We start from the raw sequence: 13133 nt of genomic DNA on the forward strand, positions 1-13133 counted from the left end.
GTTCGGCACAAGTGGCAGCTCTGCGCACCTTCGCCAAGCCCGGAAGGAGAAACCCATGGGACAGCGTACGCCTTTGTATGACCTGCATCTCGCCCTCGGCGCGAAAATGGTCGATTTTGGCGGTTGGGATATGCCTTTGCATTACGGCTCGCAGGTTGAAGAACACCATCAGGTGCGGCGCGACTGTGGGGTGTTCGATGTATCTCATATGACCGTAATCGATGTCACCGGCCCTCAGGCCAAGGAATGGCTTCAGCACCTGCTGGCCAATGACGTCGATCGATTGCACGGCTGCGGCCGTGCGCTGTACAGCGCCATGCTCAACGAGCAAGGCGGAGTGGTGGACGATATGATCGTCTACCGAACCGAAACCGGGTACCGGCTGGTGGTCAATGCCGCCACCCGCGATCAGGATATGGCCTGGATGCAGGCGCAACTGGGCGATTACCAGGTGCAGCTGCATGAGCGGTCCGAATTGGCCATGCTTGCCATCCAAGGGCCTCATGCCCGGCATAAGATCGCCGAACTGGTGACTCAGTCCCGTGGCATCCTGATCCACCAGCTCAAGCCGTTCGAAGGCCATGCCGACGGCGACTGGTTTATCGCCCGTACCGGCTACACCGGCGAAGACGGCCTGGAAATTGTCCTGCCCGCCGACCAGGCACCGGGTTTTTTCAACGATCTGGTGGGGGCGGGCATTTCACCTATCGGCCTCGGCGCCCGCGATACCTTGCGCCTGGAGGCCGGCATGAACCTGTACGGCCAGGATATCCATCAGCAGGTATCGCCCCTCGCGGCCAATATGGCCTGGAGCATTGCCTGGGAACCTGCCGGGCGCAATTTTATCGGTCGTGCTGCGCTGGAAGCGGAAAAGGCGGCCGGTGTGCAGTTCAAATTGGTCGGGCTGGTGCTGGAAGAGCGTGGAGTTTTACGCGCTCACCAAGTGGTTCGTATCGCCAATGTTGGCGAAGGAGAGATCACCAGTGGTAGTTTCTCGCCTACGCTAAGCAAATCCATTGCCCTGGCGCGCGTACCGGCGGCGACTGCCGACCGGGCCGAAGTGGAAATCCGCGGCAAGTGGTACCCGGTTCGAGTGGTCAAGCCGACCTTCGTACGCCATGGCAAAACCTTGATCTAACTATTTTCCGGCAGGCCAATGGCCGCTGACATTTCTTCTTGAGGACACAGACTATGAGCAATATCCCTGCCGACCTGCGTTTTGCCGAAAGTCACGAATGGGCCCGTCTGGAAGCTGATGGCACCGTGACTGTCGGCATCTCCGACCATGCACAGGAAGCTTTGGGTGATGTGGTGTTTGTTGAACTGACTGAAGTGGGCAAGGTGTTTGCCGCTCAAGATCAGGCGGGTGTGGTGGAGTCGGTCAAAGCAGCTTCGGATATCTACTCGCCGGTTGCTGGCGAAGTGATTGCTGTCAACGAAGAGCTGAGTGGCAGCCCTGAGCTGCTGAACTCTGACCCTTATGGCGCCTGGATCTTCAAGCTCAAGCCAAGCGACAAGGCTGAACTGGACAAACTGCTGGATGCCGCCGGCTACAAAGCCGCCATCGGCGACTAAACGCAATAGCTGCAACAGCACACATCAATGTGGGAGCTGGCTTGCCTGCGATTGGATCACCCGTGTATCACCGATACACCGAGGTGCCTGCATCGCAGGCAAGCCAGCTCCCACAGTTGATTGGGGTGTGCCTGCTGGTTGTGTTCAGTCTTTCTTCAGTACCGCTTTAACCGCCGCTACAGCCCGCTCCACATCCGCCTCTGTCATTGCCGTGAACATCGGCAACGACACGATCAAACGCCCAACACGCTCCGCCACCGGGAACATGCCTTCCTTGAAACCCTGTGCCCGATACAGGCTCAGCAAGTGGATCGGCGGGTAGTGATAGCCAATGCCAACGCCGTGGGCCTGCATCTGCTCCATGAACGTTGCGCGAGCAGGCAAGCCGTCCTGGCGCTCCGGCAACACCAGTTGGAACAGGTGCCAGTTGCTGTTCTCGAAATCCGCCGGCGGCAGTTGCGCGCCATATTTCTCTTCGAAGTCACTGCCAAAGCACTGGAAGTAGTGGCGTGCCAGGTGCTGGCGGTGGGCCGTGATCTTCTCGATATGCGCAAACTGCCCCAGGCCAATGGCGGCGGCGATGTCGGTCATATTGAACTTGCCGCCCAGGACATCCACATCCAGGCCATCGAAACCGGTGCGGGTCACGCCCTGCAGGCGATACTTCTCTGCCAGGCGAGCCTCCTCGGCGTTGTTCAACACCAGGCAGCCACCCTCGGATGAGGTGATGTTCTTGTTCGCCTGAAAGCTGAACGACACGAAGTCACCGGTTGCACCGATGCGTTCCCCGTCCCAGCTGGAGCCCAAGGCTTGCGCGGCGTCTTCGACGATACGCAGGTTGTACTTGTTGGCCAGCGCGTAAAGCATCGGCATGTCCAGGGGCAAGCCCGCCAGGTAGACCGGGATGATCGCTTTGGTACGTGGGGTGATTGCCGCCTCAACCTGGGCCAGGTCAATGTTGCGGGTAATCGGGTCGATATCGGCGAACACTGGAGTAGCGCCGACTTCGAGGATGACGTTGGCGGTGGCCACCCAGGAAATCGGTGTCGTGATGACTTCATCCCCAGGCCCGATACCGGCGATGCGCAAGGCGATCTCCATGGTGCAGGTGCCCGAGTTGAAGGTGCGCACCGGCCTCCCGCCAAAGTATTCCGACAACTGCGCCTCGAACGCCTGCACTTTTGGCCCGCTGGTGATCCAGCCGGAACGCAGGACATCGCCGACTGCCGAAATGGTGGCTTCATCAATGGTCGGTTTGGAAAACGGCAGGAAAGGCTGTTGGCTCATGACGAAGAAGGCATCCGTTCAAGATAGGCGATGAATGTTAAACGTGTCAGTAACGCATGGTTGCACGGCAAGACTGAATATAGCCTGTCGCTTATGAACGATTCGTCATAGGGCAGGCAAAAAAATGCCGCTTGAAAAAGCGGCATTTTTTATCGGTGCGGCTGTTACTCGGTTACAGCATTCTTCGCCAGGATGGCGTTAGCCAGTTCCATGTCCGTGGCCTGAAGGCCAGGGTTGTCGGCGCGGACCTTCTGCATGGCCGCTTCCAGGTACGGGCCGCGGATGCCGCCGTCGCTGGCGACGAAGCTGCCCGCGTCGTCCTGGGCGGCGACTACCAGCTTGTGGTCCTTGAATGTCAGGTAAGTCGAGCCAGTGGTGGCGCCCGACGAGATGACATTACGCCAAAAGCTATCGGCCATGGCTGAGCCGACAGGTAGGGAAAGCACAGCGAGGGTTGCGACAGCATATTTAAGACGCATGATGGGTGACTCCGGTGGGTTATCTGTACGTTTTGATTGTAGTTAAGCCGATCCAGTTCCATCACTGACTAAACAGTTTCAACCTCTAAAATCACCCCATCCTGGCCAACCACGCGTACTTGAGCGCCTGCTGGGGCATCGGCACCGGTGACCATCCACACGCCATCGCCGACTTTAATCTTGCCCCGGCCATCCACAATCGCCTGATGCACCATGAAGGTGCGCCCGATCAATTCGGAGCCGCGCTCGTTCAACCCCGGTTGATCGCTGACCTTGGCGCTGCTGCGTTGGCGCTTCCACCAATACACGGCTGTCAGGATCGACAGCATGGCGAACAGCAGCAGTTGCCACTCCAGCCCGAGTGGCGGGACCAGGAACTTGATCACCCCCACTGCGGCCGCGGCGATACCCATCCACAACAGGTACCCGCCGGCGCCGAACACCTCAAGAATCAACAGCACGGTGCCCAGCGCCAACCAGTCCCAGAACGACAAATGCAGCAAAAAGTCCCACATGGTGTTGGCCTCAGCCTTTCTGGTTGCCAAAAGTTGCCTTGACGATTTCGCCTATACCGCCCACGGCGCCAATCACCTGGCTGGCTTCCAGCGGCATCAGGATGACCTTGCTGTTGTTGGCCGACGCCAGCTTGCCCAAGGCATCGATGTATTTTTGCGCGACGAAGTAGTTGACCGCCTGCACATTGCCCGACGCGATGGCTTCGGACACCACTTGTGTCGCCCGAGCTTCGGCTTCGGCCTGACGCTCACGTGCTTCGGACTCCAGGAACGCGGCCTGGCGGCTACCTTCGGCTTCAAGGATCTGCGCCTGCTTCTTGCCTTCGGCCGTCAGGATCGCCGACGCACGCAGGCCCTCGGCTTCGAGGATCTGTGCACGCTTGATTCGCTCGGCTTTCATCTGGCCGGACATGGCGGCCATCAGGTCGGCGGGTGGGCTGATGTCTTTGATCTCGATACGGGTGATCTTGATGCCCCACGGCGCAGTGGCTTCGTCCACGGTGCGCAGCAGCTTCTCGTTGATGCCATCACGCTGGCTGAGCATGGCATCAAGCTCCATGGAGCCCAGGACGGTACGGATATTGGTTTGCAGCAGGTTGCGGATTGCGTGTTCGAGGTTGTTGACCTCGTAGGCCGCCTGGGCGGTGTTGACCACCTGGAAGAAGCACACGGCATCGATCTGCACGGTGGCGTTGTCGGCAGTGATGACTTCCTGGGGCGGAATATCCAGCACGCTTTCCATCACGTTGATCTTGCGACCGATGCGGTCCATGACCGGGATGATGATGTTCAGGCCGGGCTTGAGGGTGTTGGTGTAGCGGCCGAAACGTTCGACCGTCCATTGGTAGCCCTGGGGCACCACTTTGAAACCCATGAACAGGATGGCGATGGCCAAGCCCACAAAAAGAAGCAGTACGGTTCCGATCTGCATAGCGATTCCTTATCTGAAGATGTCAGTGAACGACGTTGGGCCGATTGTAGCGGTCTGGTCACCGATAAGGACGGTTTCACGGCCCAACAAATAAAGGATTTGTTTCTGAATCCCCAGGCGTGACCCGTAATATTTCCGTCATCGTGGTCACGCCGGCGTTCACTTTATCGATGCCGGCCATGCGCAAGCTGTTCATGCCCTGCGCGAGCGCCTCACGGCGTAGCGCCTGTATGTCCGTACCGGGAGTCACCAGCGCCTTGAGCGCTGGGTCCAACGGCATGATTTCATACAGCCCGGCTCGGCCTCGATAACCGCTGTCACGGCATTCCACACAACCGACGGCCTCGTAGCAGCCTATGTTCTCCACACCCGTCACACGCTTGCAGTGGGTGCACAAAACCCTCACCAGACGCTGCGCCATGACGCCTATGAGTGTGGCCTTGATCAAATAATGAGCAATGCCAAGCTCCTGCAGTCGGCTGATGGCGCTGGGCGCATCGTTGGTATGCAGGGTCGAGAACACCAGGTGCCCGGTCAGTGCGGCCTGTATGGCCATCTCGGCGGTTTCCCGGTCACGGATTTCACCGATCATGATGATGTCCGGATCCTGGCGCAGCAGGGCGCGGACGCCGCTGGCAAAGGTGAGGTCGATATTGTGTTGGACCTGCATTTGATTGAACGCCGGCTCGACCATTTCAATCGGGTCTTCTACCGTGCACAGGTTGACCTCTCGGGTCGCCAGTTGCTTGAGGGTGGTGTAGAGGGTGCTGGTCTTGCCCGAGCCGGTCGGGCCTGTGACCAGGATGATGCCATTGGCTTGCCGAGTCATGGCGTGCCAGCGCTGCTGATCGGCGCTCGACAAGCCCAACTGGTCGAAGTCCTTGAGCAGCACCTGAGGGTCAAAAATCCGCATCACCAGCTTTTCGCCAAACGCCGTCGGCAGGGTCGAAAGGCGCAATTCCACTTCGGCGCCTGCCGGGTTCCTGGTCTTGACGCGACCATCCTGGGGTTTGCGTTTCTCGGCCACATTCATTCGCCCAAGACTTTTCAAGCGGCTGACCACTGCGGTGGTGACCTGAGGCGGAAATTGATAGACGTCATGCAACAGCCCGTCGATGCGAAAACGCACCCGACCCTGATCGCGACAGGGTTCGATATGAATATCGCTGGCCCGTTGGGCAAAGGCGTATTGCAACAGCCAGTCGACGATATTGACGATATGCGCGTCATTGGCATCGGGCTCCTTGTCGCTGGCGCCGAGGCTGAGCAGTTCGACGTTGCCGGGTACCGCCATTTTCTGATCGGCGCCGCTGACTGACTTGGCCAAGCGGTAAAACTCGTGGAGGCAGCGCTGGATATCGCGGGGGTTGGCCACCACGCGCTTGATGGTGCGTTTGAGCACTTGAGCGAGCCCGGCTTCCCAGCCGCTGATGTACGGTTGGGCGCTGGCGATCGTGACGCTTTGGGCATCCACGGCGACCGCAAGAATGCCGTGGCGCTGGGCGAAGGCATGGGACATCAACGGCACCACGCTCGCCACGTCGATCTTCAACGGGTCGATGCGCAGGTAAGGCTGACCTGCATGTTGTGCCAGCCATTGGGTCAGGGTCTCAAGACAAGGGCCTTGGGCTGCGATGCATTCCAGGGGGTGTTGAGTGCAAGATGCTGCCTGAATGCTATGCGCCGCCTGTGCGGTAATCAGCCCCTGCTCGATCAACGCCGGCAATAATTGGTGCAGTTCCAAGGGGTGGTCGAGGGAGGCAGCGGTCATGCAGGTTTCCTGGGTGGTTTGGGGTGTAATCCCAGACTAGTCAGTCGCTGGAAATCCTCGTTCCCAGGTGTATTGCAGGTTTTTACCGTGCCGTCGCCGCCAGTGCCTGAGGCCGCTCGGCATCAGCCGGCCACAACTCCAGGTCGCAGACACTGATCAGGTTTCGAATCTTTTCACCGATGACTTGGGCACGGTGCCAGCTAAGGCCGTCGATCACGATATCGATATTCAGCAGGTCGGCGTCCCGGCTCATATTGACGTGGGCTGGCGTCAGGAACTGCAGCGCAAAGTAGTTCAGCACCCGGCACAGCACGTCGGGCTCAGCCTCGGCGACGATCCGATAGTGCGCCTGACAGTGGGCGCTGTTGACGGCCCACGCATCGACGCGGGTGACAGGGTGGGCGGTTTCGACGGCGTGCATACTGACTCTCCAAAATCGACTGGAGGAATTTTCACATTCGCCTAGGGAGATTTCTTATCTAAGATGAGCCTTATTGGCGCATTATCGAATCAATCAATTCAAAAAATACACCTCTAAAGGTATTTCTATGCACAGCGAGTTGGACGTCTACGATCGCCGCATTCTGGCCCTGCTGCAAGAGGACGCCTCGCTCTCCAGCGCACAGATCGCCGAGCAGGTCGGCCTGTCGCAGTCTCCGTGCTGGCGACGCATTCAGCGGCTCAAGGAAGAGGGCGTGATCCGGGGCCAGGTCACCCTCTTGGACCGCAAGAAAATCGGGCTCAACACGCAGATTTTCGCCGAGATCAAACTCAACGCTCACGGCCGCTCCAACTTCACTGAGTTCACCGAAGCGATTCGCGGATTTGCGGAGGTGTTGGAGTGTTATGTGCTGATGGGGTCGGTGGATTTTCTGCTGCGCATCGTCACTTCGGACATCGAGGCGTATGAGCGGTTTTTCTTCGAGAAGTTATCGATGGTGCCGGGGATCCAGGAGGTCAACTCCATCGTGGCGTTGTCGGAGATCAAGTCCACTACCAGCCTGCCAGTATTGCGCTGACAGGGCGGGCCTCATCGGGAGCAAGCCCCCTCCCACACAATGTGGGAGGGGGCTTGCTCCCGATGCGATTTTACAGGCGCAGGAGGGTCTTCCAGGCCCGGTTCTGATACACCGCAATCGCCTGGTGCATACGCGCATCCAGCGATTCATCGGTGATCGGCTGGTTAGCCAACTGCGCCAGCTTGTTCAGCTCGCCGTACAAACGGTCCAGTTCAGCAATGTCTACCACATGGCGCGCATGGTGCAGCCAGGCCTGGATGCGTTCGATGCGCGGCAGTTGCTCGGCGAGGTCTTCGGGCTGTTGCTGGTAGCGCGGCAGTTGCAGGGCGACGGCGTCGTCGGCCAGCAGGCGTGGCAGCCAGTTGGTGATTTGCGCAGCACCCTGGCGGTTGCCGCGCACGTTGCGCTCGGCGGTCCAGGTACGGTCCAGCAGCCAGCGCGAGGTATTCAGTGAGAACAGGCCCCAGCGTACATCTTGCAATTCTTCGATGAACTGCTCCGGTGCGGCTTTGCGAATGTCTTCATCGTCGTCACCGGCCTGGACCAGCGGGCGCCAGTCTTCCAGCAGTGCATCCAGGGCGCTGCGCAGTTCGCTGGTGGATTGGCGCGGCGCGGCCTGGCCGAGGCTGCCGATCAGCGCGCGCAACTCACCCAGGTTCTCGACCCAGTCCTGCAGCAAGCGCCAGTGGCCGCTGAAACGGTATTGCTCGGCCAGGCGCTGGCTACTGCCCAACAGGTGCCACATGATTGCAGCGAAAGCATCATCCAAAGGCATTTCGGCGTGGATCTGCGGTGCCGGCAGGCTCAATGAGTAGCTGCTCGCGTCATACAGGCGATAACCGCGCTCGGCTTTGCTGATGTCACAGGGCATCAGCGCCAGGGTCGCAGCCAGTTCGGCGGCCAGCTCCAGCAGGGCGGCGGGTTCGCCTTCGCGCAATTCCAGTTCCAGCTCGCAGATTTCTTCCTTCTGCTTGCCAACCACCACATGGCCCAAGTCCAGGGCGGCTTCGATCACCACCTTGGCCTTGCCACGGCCCCAGGCGATTTCGGCGCGTTCACGCACGAAGTCGGTGGTGAAGATCGGCTTGAGGGTCTTTTTGTCCAACTCGGCCAGTTGCTCGGGCCAGCACTCGCCGTCGAGTTTCTTCACATCGAGCTTGGCTTTGGGCAGGTCCCAGTTGTACTCGTTGCGTTCCGACAAGCCGGCGACGCTTTGGCCACGGGTCTTGAGGGTCTGAATGATGTCGTCACCGTCCTTGCGCAGGCGCAGGGCGACCTTGGCCTGCGCCAGGTCGCGCTCGGGGGTGTCGAAGTACTGATTCATCAACTCACGGCGTTCCCAGCCACTTTTGTTGCGTTTTTTCAGTAGCGGGTGCTCACGTAGCGCGGCGAGTGTTTCGCGGCTGACGCGGAGCTTGATTTCGGTTTCTTTCTGCATGGCCGGAAAATCCAGGATCGGGAGCGCAGCCGGGGAAAAGTGTGGCTGCCAAGGTCGTGCAGTGTACAGGACTGAGCCCGGCAACGTGCCGCAACGGTTTATTGTGTTGGGCAGATGCCTCTATAGTGAGGTTCATCCGGGAAGTTGGGAGACCGCGCATGCCGTTACCGTCCATGAAAGAGCAGTTCGCCGCCTTGATCGCCGCGCCGTCGGTGAGTTGCACCCAAGCGTCTCTCGACCAGACCAACCGCCCGGTGATCGATCTGCTCGCCGCGTGGCTGGGCGACCTGGGTTTCGCTATCGACATCCAGCAAGTCAGCCCTGGCAAGTTCAACCTGCTCGCCAGTTTCGGCAGCGGCCCCGGTGGCTTGGTGTTGGCGGGCCACAGCGATACGGTTCCTTATGATGAGGCGCTGTGGAAGACCGATCCGCTCAAGCTGACGGAAGTCGATGGTCGTTGGGTGGGGCTGGGCAGTTGCGACATGAAAGGATTTTTTGCCCTGGCCATTGAAGCGGTGTTGCCGTTGCTGGACCAGCCGTTCAAGCAGCCGCTGCTGATCCTCGCCACCTGTGACGAGGAAAGCTCCATGTCCGGCGCGCGTGCCCTGGCCGAGGCGGGAAGGCCGCTGGGACGGGCGGCGGTGATTGGCGAGCCAACTGGGCTCAAGCCGATTCGCCTGCACAAAGGCGTGATGATGGAGCGTATCGACATCCTTGGCCGCAGCGGCCACTCGTCGGACCCAAGCCTGGGCCACAGCGCCCTCGAAGCCATGCACGATGCCATCGGCGAACTGCGCGGCCTGCGCCTGGCCTGGCAGCGCGAATACCGCAACGCGCAATTCAGCGTGCCGCAGCCGACCATGAATTTCGGCTGTATCCACGGCGGCGACAACCCTAATCGCATCTGCGGCCAGTGCTCCCTGGAGTTCGACCTGCGACCCTTGCCGGGCATGGACCCTGAAGTGCTGCGTGCGGCGATCCGGCAGAAGCTCGAACCCTTGGCCGAGCGTCATAAGGTCAAGATCGACTACGCGCCGCTATTCCCCGAAGTGCCGCCTTTCGAGCAGCCCGAAGACACCGAGTTGGTGCGGGTGGCGGAACGGTTGACCGGTCATCGTGCTGAAGCAGTAGCGTTCGGCACCGAAGCGCCTTATCTTCAGCGCCTTGGTTGTGAAACCCTGGTGCTTGGCCCCGGCGACATCGCCTGCGCCCACCAGCCGGGCGAGTACCTCGAAATGTCACGCTTGACGCCTACAGTGCGTCTATTGCGGGAATTGATCGAACATTACTGCCTGAAACCTGCATAAATTAACCTTTGCCCATTCGTACATAAGGAGAGCGAGCGTGTCGCCAAGCCTGTTCCGACGATAACCATCAGCCCGCTGTGCGTTTTTGCGACTCATCCTTTTTCGGCTGCTTTTTATTACAGGCCCAGGTGTTATGCCCGAATACGTTAATTGGCTTCGTCACGCTTCGCCCTATATCAATGCCCACCGCGACTGCACCTTTGTGGTCATGCTGCCTGGCGACGGTGTGGAACATCCCAACTTCGGCAATATCGTCCACGACCTGGTGCTGCTCCACAGCCTGGGCGTGCGGCTGGTGCTGGTGCACGGTTCGCGTCCGCAGATTGAAACCCGCCTTGAAGCACGCGGCCTGACCCCGGCTTACCACGAAGGCTTGCGCATCACCGATGCGGCGACGCTGGAGTGCGTGATCGACGCTGTCGGCCATCTGCGTATCGCCATCGAAGCGCGCCTGTCCATGGACATGGCCTCGTCGCCCATGCAGGGCTCGCGCCTGCGCGTGGCCAGCGGCAACCTGGTGACGGCGCGGCCGATTGGCGTGCTTGAGGGCGTTGACTATCACCACACCGGCGAAGTCCGCCGGGTCGACCGCAAAGGCATCAACCGCCTGCTGGACGAGCGCTCTATCGTGCTGTTGTCGCCGTTGGGCTACTCGCCTACCGGTGAAATCTTCAACCTGGCCTGCGAAGATGTCGCCACCCGTGCCGCCATCGACCTGGGTGCCGACAAATTGCTGCTGTTCGGCGCCGATCCCGGCCTGATCGATGAGAACGGCCGTCTGGTACGTGAATTGCGCCCGCAGCAAGTGCCTGCGCACCTGCAACGCCTGGGCAGCAACTATCAGGCCGAGCTGCTCGACGCCGCTGCCGAAGCCTGTCGGGGTGGAGTAGGGCGCAGCCATATCGTCAGCTACGCCGAAGACGGCGCCTTGCTCACCGAGCTGTTTACCCGTGACGGCGGCGGTACGCTGGTGGCCCAGGAGCAATTCGAACTGGTGCGCGAAGCGGCGATCGAAGACGTCGGCGGTTTGCTGGACCTGATCAGTCCGCTGGAAGAGCAGGGCATTCTGGTGCGTCGTTCGCGGGAAGTGCTGGAGCGGGAAATCGAACAGTTCAGCGTGGTCGAGCGCGAAGGCATGATCATCGCGTGCGCAGCGCTGTATCAGATTGCGGATTCGGATGCTGGCGAGCTGGCGTGCCTGGCGGTGAACCCGGAGTACCGCCACGGCGCACGCGGCGATGTGTTGCTCGAACGCATCCAGACCCGTGCACGTGCTCAGGGGTTGAAGACCTTGTTCGTGCTCACCACGCGCACGGCCCACTGGTTCCGTGAGCGCGGTTTTGTGCCGAGCAGCGTGGACCGCCTGCCGTCGGCGCGTGCGTCGCTGTACAACTATCAGCGCAACTCCAAGATCTTTGAAAAGGCCCTGTAAAAGAGTACGGCTCTGTGTGGGAGCTGGCTTGCCTGCGATAGCAGCGCCTCGGTTTATCTGAACGACCGAGTTGCTGGCATCGCAGGCAAGCCAGCTCCCACCGAAGACTGTATTTATTGTGTGATGAATTTGTCGGTCACATAGGCCGAATAGTCCGGCAACACCGTCTCCACCTTGCCTTGCTCTTTCAAGAACTTCGCCGTCTCCCCAATCGCCTTCGCCGTGCCGCCCTTGAGCAGCGCTTCGGTCTGTTGTGCCTGCGCATCGGGAAACGTCGTGCCCGCCAGCAACTCTGGAATATCGTCGGCATTGGAGCCTGTCAATTTGGCGATCTTCTGCACCGGTTCCGAATCCACCGTCCAACTGTCTTTATGCGCGGCATAGTCGGCGAATGAATCGAGGGTGACCTTGGCAAACCTGGCCACTACCTCAGGATGTTTTTCGGCGAAATCCTTGCGTGCTACCCACACTTCAAACGTCGGTGCGCCCCATTGGCCCACCTGCGCCGCATCGGTCAGGGTTTTGCCGGTCTTGCGGATTTCGCCCAGGGCCGGTGACCACACGAATGCGCCGTCGATATCGCCGCGCTTCCAGGCGGCGGCGATTTCGGCCGGTTGCAGGTTCACCACTTTGACTTGTTTAGTGTCCAGCCCCCAATGCTTTAGGGCGCCGAGCAGGCTGTAATGGGAGGTTGAGACGAAGGGTGTGGCGATGGTTTTGCCGATCAGGTCTTCGGGTTTGTCGATGCCACTGCCATTACGCACTACCAGGGCTTCAGAAGCGTTGATCTGTGCCGATACGATAAACGCGACGATGGGTAGATTGCGCGAAGCGGCTGCGGCGAGGGGGCTGGAACCGAGGTTGCAGATTTGTACATCACCCGAGGCAATGGCCGTGACCACCTCCGGGCCACTGTTGAACCGGCGCCAGGCGATTTTCTCACCAATGGTTTTTTCGTAGAGACCGTCGGCCTGGGGGACTTTGCTGGGATCGATGCCGGTCTGGTAGCCGACCGTCAAATCGGCCGCGCTGACACCAAAAGAAAGTAATACCGATACAAAAACTGTAACAAATTGACGGGAGGATGTGCGTTTGGCCATGATGGCGTCGCCTTTTTGATCGTGAGTGACGTATGCAACCATACGGTCACACTAATCGATCTAAAAAAGCACTGGTAAATACCCTTTAGGAATTAGCTTATGGAGCGGTTCGTGTCACTCGACCCACCCGCTTCACGCATCCGCTTATTCCCGAATCGTATGAAAAAGAATGAAACAATTCTTTTTGGGTGTATGAAAAACTCATTACCCTGCAGGGACCAAATCAACTGCGATTAGACGAAGGTAGTAGACACACAAGGTTACGATTGACTTGCTAGT

The 13133-nt window shown here is 59.6% G+C and carries 13 protein-coding genes; 5 read left to right on the plus strand and 8 right to left on the minus strand.

What is annotated here, in order from left to right:
* Nucleotides 1-55 precede the first annotated feature (55 nt).
* Both gcvT and gcvH read left to right on the plus strand, forming a co-directional pair.
* Nucleotides 56-1138 (plus strand): glycine cleavage system aminomethyltransferase GcvT, encoded by a 1083-nt coding sequence (gene gcvT / locus TK42_RS10895; RefSeq protein ID WP_005792381.1) that lies wholly within the window; start codon nucleotides 56-58, stop codon nucleotides 1136-1138.
* 53 nt (nucleotides 1139-1191) lie between these two features.
* On the plus strand, nucleotides 1192-1575 hold the full coding sequence (gene gcvH, locus TK42_RS10900) for a glycine cleavage system protein GcvH (protein ID WP_103734193.1): 384 nt from the start codon (nucleotides 1192-1194) through the stop codon (nucleotides 1573-1575).
* Between the two features lie 144 nt (nucleotides 1576-1719).
* Here the strand turns inward: gcvH and TK42_RS10905 are convergent, their stop codons facing one another.
* From TK42_RS10905 to TK42_RS10930, 6 genes are all read right to left on the minus strand, one after another.
* Nucleotides 1720-2862, minus strand: coding sequence for a DegT/DnrJ/EryC1/StrS aminotransferase family protein (locus tag TK42_RS10905; RefSeq protein WP_032878841.1), 1143 nt, complete (start codon nucleotides 2860-2862; stop codon nucleotides 1720-1722).
* A 164-nt stretch (nucleotides 2863-3026) separates the two neighbouring features.
* Nucleotides 3027-3341, minus strand: coding sequence for a DUF2388 domain-containing protein (locus tag TK42_RS10910; RefSeq protein ID WP_003176799.1), 315 nt, complete (start codon nucleotides 3339-3341; stop codon nucleotides 3027-3029).
* 68 nt (nucleotides 3342-3409) lie between these two features.
* Entirely contained in the window at nucleotides 3410-3856 is a 447-nt protein-coding gene (locus TK42_RS10915) for an NfeD family protein (RefSeq protein ID WP_005792377.1), read from the minus strand.
* A 10-nt stretch (nucleotides 3857-3866) separates the two neighbouring features.
* The gene (locus TK42_RS10920) at nucleotides 3867-4787 is read right to left on the minus strand and encodes an SPFH domain-containing protein (RefSeq protein WP_003195285.1); all 921 of its coding nucleotides are present in this window, start codon (nucleotides 4785-4787) and stop codon (nucleotides 3867-3869) included.
* Nucleotides 4788-4863: 76 nt separating this feature from the next.
* On the minus strand, nucleotides 4864-6558 hold the full coding sequence (locus tag TK42_RS10925; RefSeq protein ID WP_103734194.1) for a GspE/PulE family protein: 1695 nt from the start codon (nucleotides 6556-6558) through the stop codon (nucleotides 4864-4866).
* 82 nt (nucleotides 6559-6640) lie between these two features.
* Complete coding sequence (locus tag TK42_RS10930) at nucleotides 6641-6979, minus strand: hypothetical protein (RefSeq protein WP_032878844.1); 339 nt, start codon at nucleotides 6977-6979, stop codon at nucleotides 6641-6643.
* Between the two features lie 127 nt (nucleotides 6980-7106).
* On the opposite strand from TK42_RS10930, the gene TK42_RS10935 reads away from it, so the two are divergent.
* Nucleotides 7107-7577, plus strand: a complete 471-nt coding sequence (locus tag TK42_RS10935; RefSeq protein ID WP_005792372.1) for an Lrp/AsnC family transcriptional regulator — start codon at nucleotides 7107-7109, stop codon at nucleotides 7575-7577.
* A 70-nt stretch (nucleotides 7578-7647) separates the two neighbouring features.
* Here the strand turns inward: TK42_RS10935 and TK42_RS10940 are convergent, their stop codons facing one another.
* A complete protein-coding gene (locus TK42_RS10940) occupies nucleotides 7648-9015 on the minus strand; it encodes an inorganic triphosphatase (protein ID WP_103734195.1) in 1368 nt (455 codons plus the stop codon).
* Nucleotides 9016-9173: 158 nt separating this feature from the next.
* On the opposite strand from TK42_RS10940, the gene argE reads away from it, so the two are divergent.
* Together argE and argA are read left to right on the plus strand one after the other, a co-directional pair.
* A complete protein-coding gene (argE, locus tag TK42_RS10945) occupies nucleotides 9174-10322 on the plus strand; it encodes an acetylornithine deacetylase (RefSeq protein WP_103734196.1) in 1149 nt (382 codons plus the stop codon).
* Between the two features lie 133 nt (nucleotides 10323-10455).
* A complete protein-coding gene (gene argA, locus TK42_RS10950; RefSeq protein WP_005792368.1) occupies nucleotides 10456-11754 on the plus strand; it encodes an amino-acid N-acetyltransferase in 1299 nt (432 codons plus the stop codon).
* A gap of 113 nt (nucleotides 11755-11867) precedes the next feature.
* Here argA and tauA read toward each other — a convergent pair whose 3' ends face one another.
* Nucleotides 11868-12854: a taurine ABC transporter substrate-binding protein gene (gene tauA, locus TK42_RS10955; RefSeq protein WP_103734197.1), complete on the minus strand. Its 987-nt coding sequence runs from the start codon at nucleotides 12852-12854 to the stop codon at nucleotides 11868-11870.
* Nucleotides 12855-13133 lie beyond the last annotated feature (279 nt).

It is taken from the genome of Pseudomonas sp. GZJR-8, from assembly GCF_002916705.1.
In the GTDB taxonomy this organism is placed as follows: Bacteria; Pseudomonadota; Gammaproteobacteria; order Pseudomonadales; family Pseudomonadaceae; genus Aquipseudomonas; species Aquipseudomonas synxantha_A.

Excerpts from the sequence above, each read along its gene's own strand:
- gcvT (WP_005792381.1), top strand. The coding sequence starts at position 56 with ATGGGACAGCGTACGCCTTTGTATGACCTGCATCTCGCCCTCGGCGCG.
- gcvH (WP_103734193.1), top strand. The coding sequence starts at position 1,192 with ATGAGCAATATCCCTGCCGACCTGCGTTTTGCCGAAAGTCACGAATGG.
- TK42_RS10905 (WP_032878841.1), bottom strand. The coding sequence starts at position 2,862 with ATGAGCCAACAGCCTTTCCTGCCGTTTTCCAAACCGACCATTGATGAA.
- TK42_RS10910 (WP_003176799.1), bottom strand. The coding sequence starts at position 3,341 with ATGCGTCTTAAATATGCTGTCGCAACCCTCGCTGTGCTTTCCCTACCT.
- TK42_RS10915 (WP_005792377.1), bottom strand. The coding sequence starts at position 3,856 with ATGTGGGACTTTTTGCTGCATTTGTCGTTCTGGGACTGGTTGGCGCTG.
- TK42_RS10920 (WP_003195285.1), bottom strand. The coding sequence starts at position 4,787 with ATGCAGATCGGAACCGTACTGCTTCTTTTTGTGGGCTTGGCCATCGCC.
- TK42_RS10925 (WP_103734194.1), bottom strand. The coding sequence starts at position 6,558 with ATGACCGCTGCCTCCCTCGACCACCCCTTGGAACTGCACCAATTATTG.
- TK42_RS10930 (WP_032878844.1), bottom strand. The coding sequence starts at position 6,979 with ATGCACGCCGTCGAAACCGCCCACCCTGTCACCCGCGTCGATGCGTGG.
- TK42_RS10935 (WP_005792372.1), top strand. The coding sequence starts at position 7,107 with ATGCACAGCGAGTTGGACGTCTACGATCGCCGCATTCTGGCCCTGCTG.
- TK42_RS10940 (WP_103734195.1), bottom strand. The coding sequence starts at position 9,015 with ATGCAGAAAGAAACCGAAATCAAGCTCCGCGTCAGCCGCGAAACACTC.
- argE (WP_103734196.1), top strand. The coding sequence starts at position 9,174 with ATGCCGTTACCGTCCATGAAAGAGCAGTTCGCCGCCTTGATCGCCGCG.
- argA (WP_005792368.1), top strand. The coding sequence starts at position 10,456 with ATGCCCGAATACGTTAATTGGCTTCGTCACGCTTCGCCCTATATCAAT.
- tauA (WP_103734197.1), bottom strand. The coding sequence starts at position 12,854 with ATGGCCAAACGCACATCCTCCCGTCAATTTGTTACAGTTTTTGTATCG.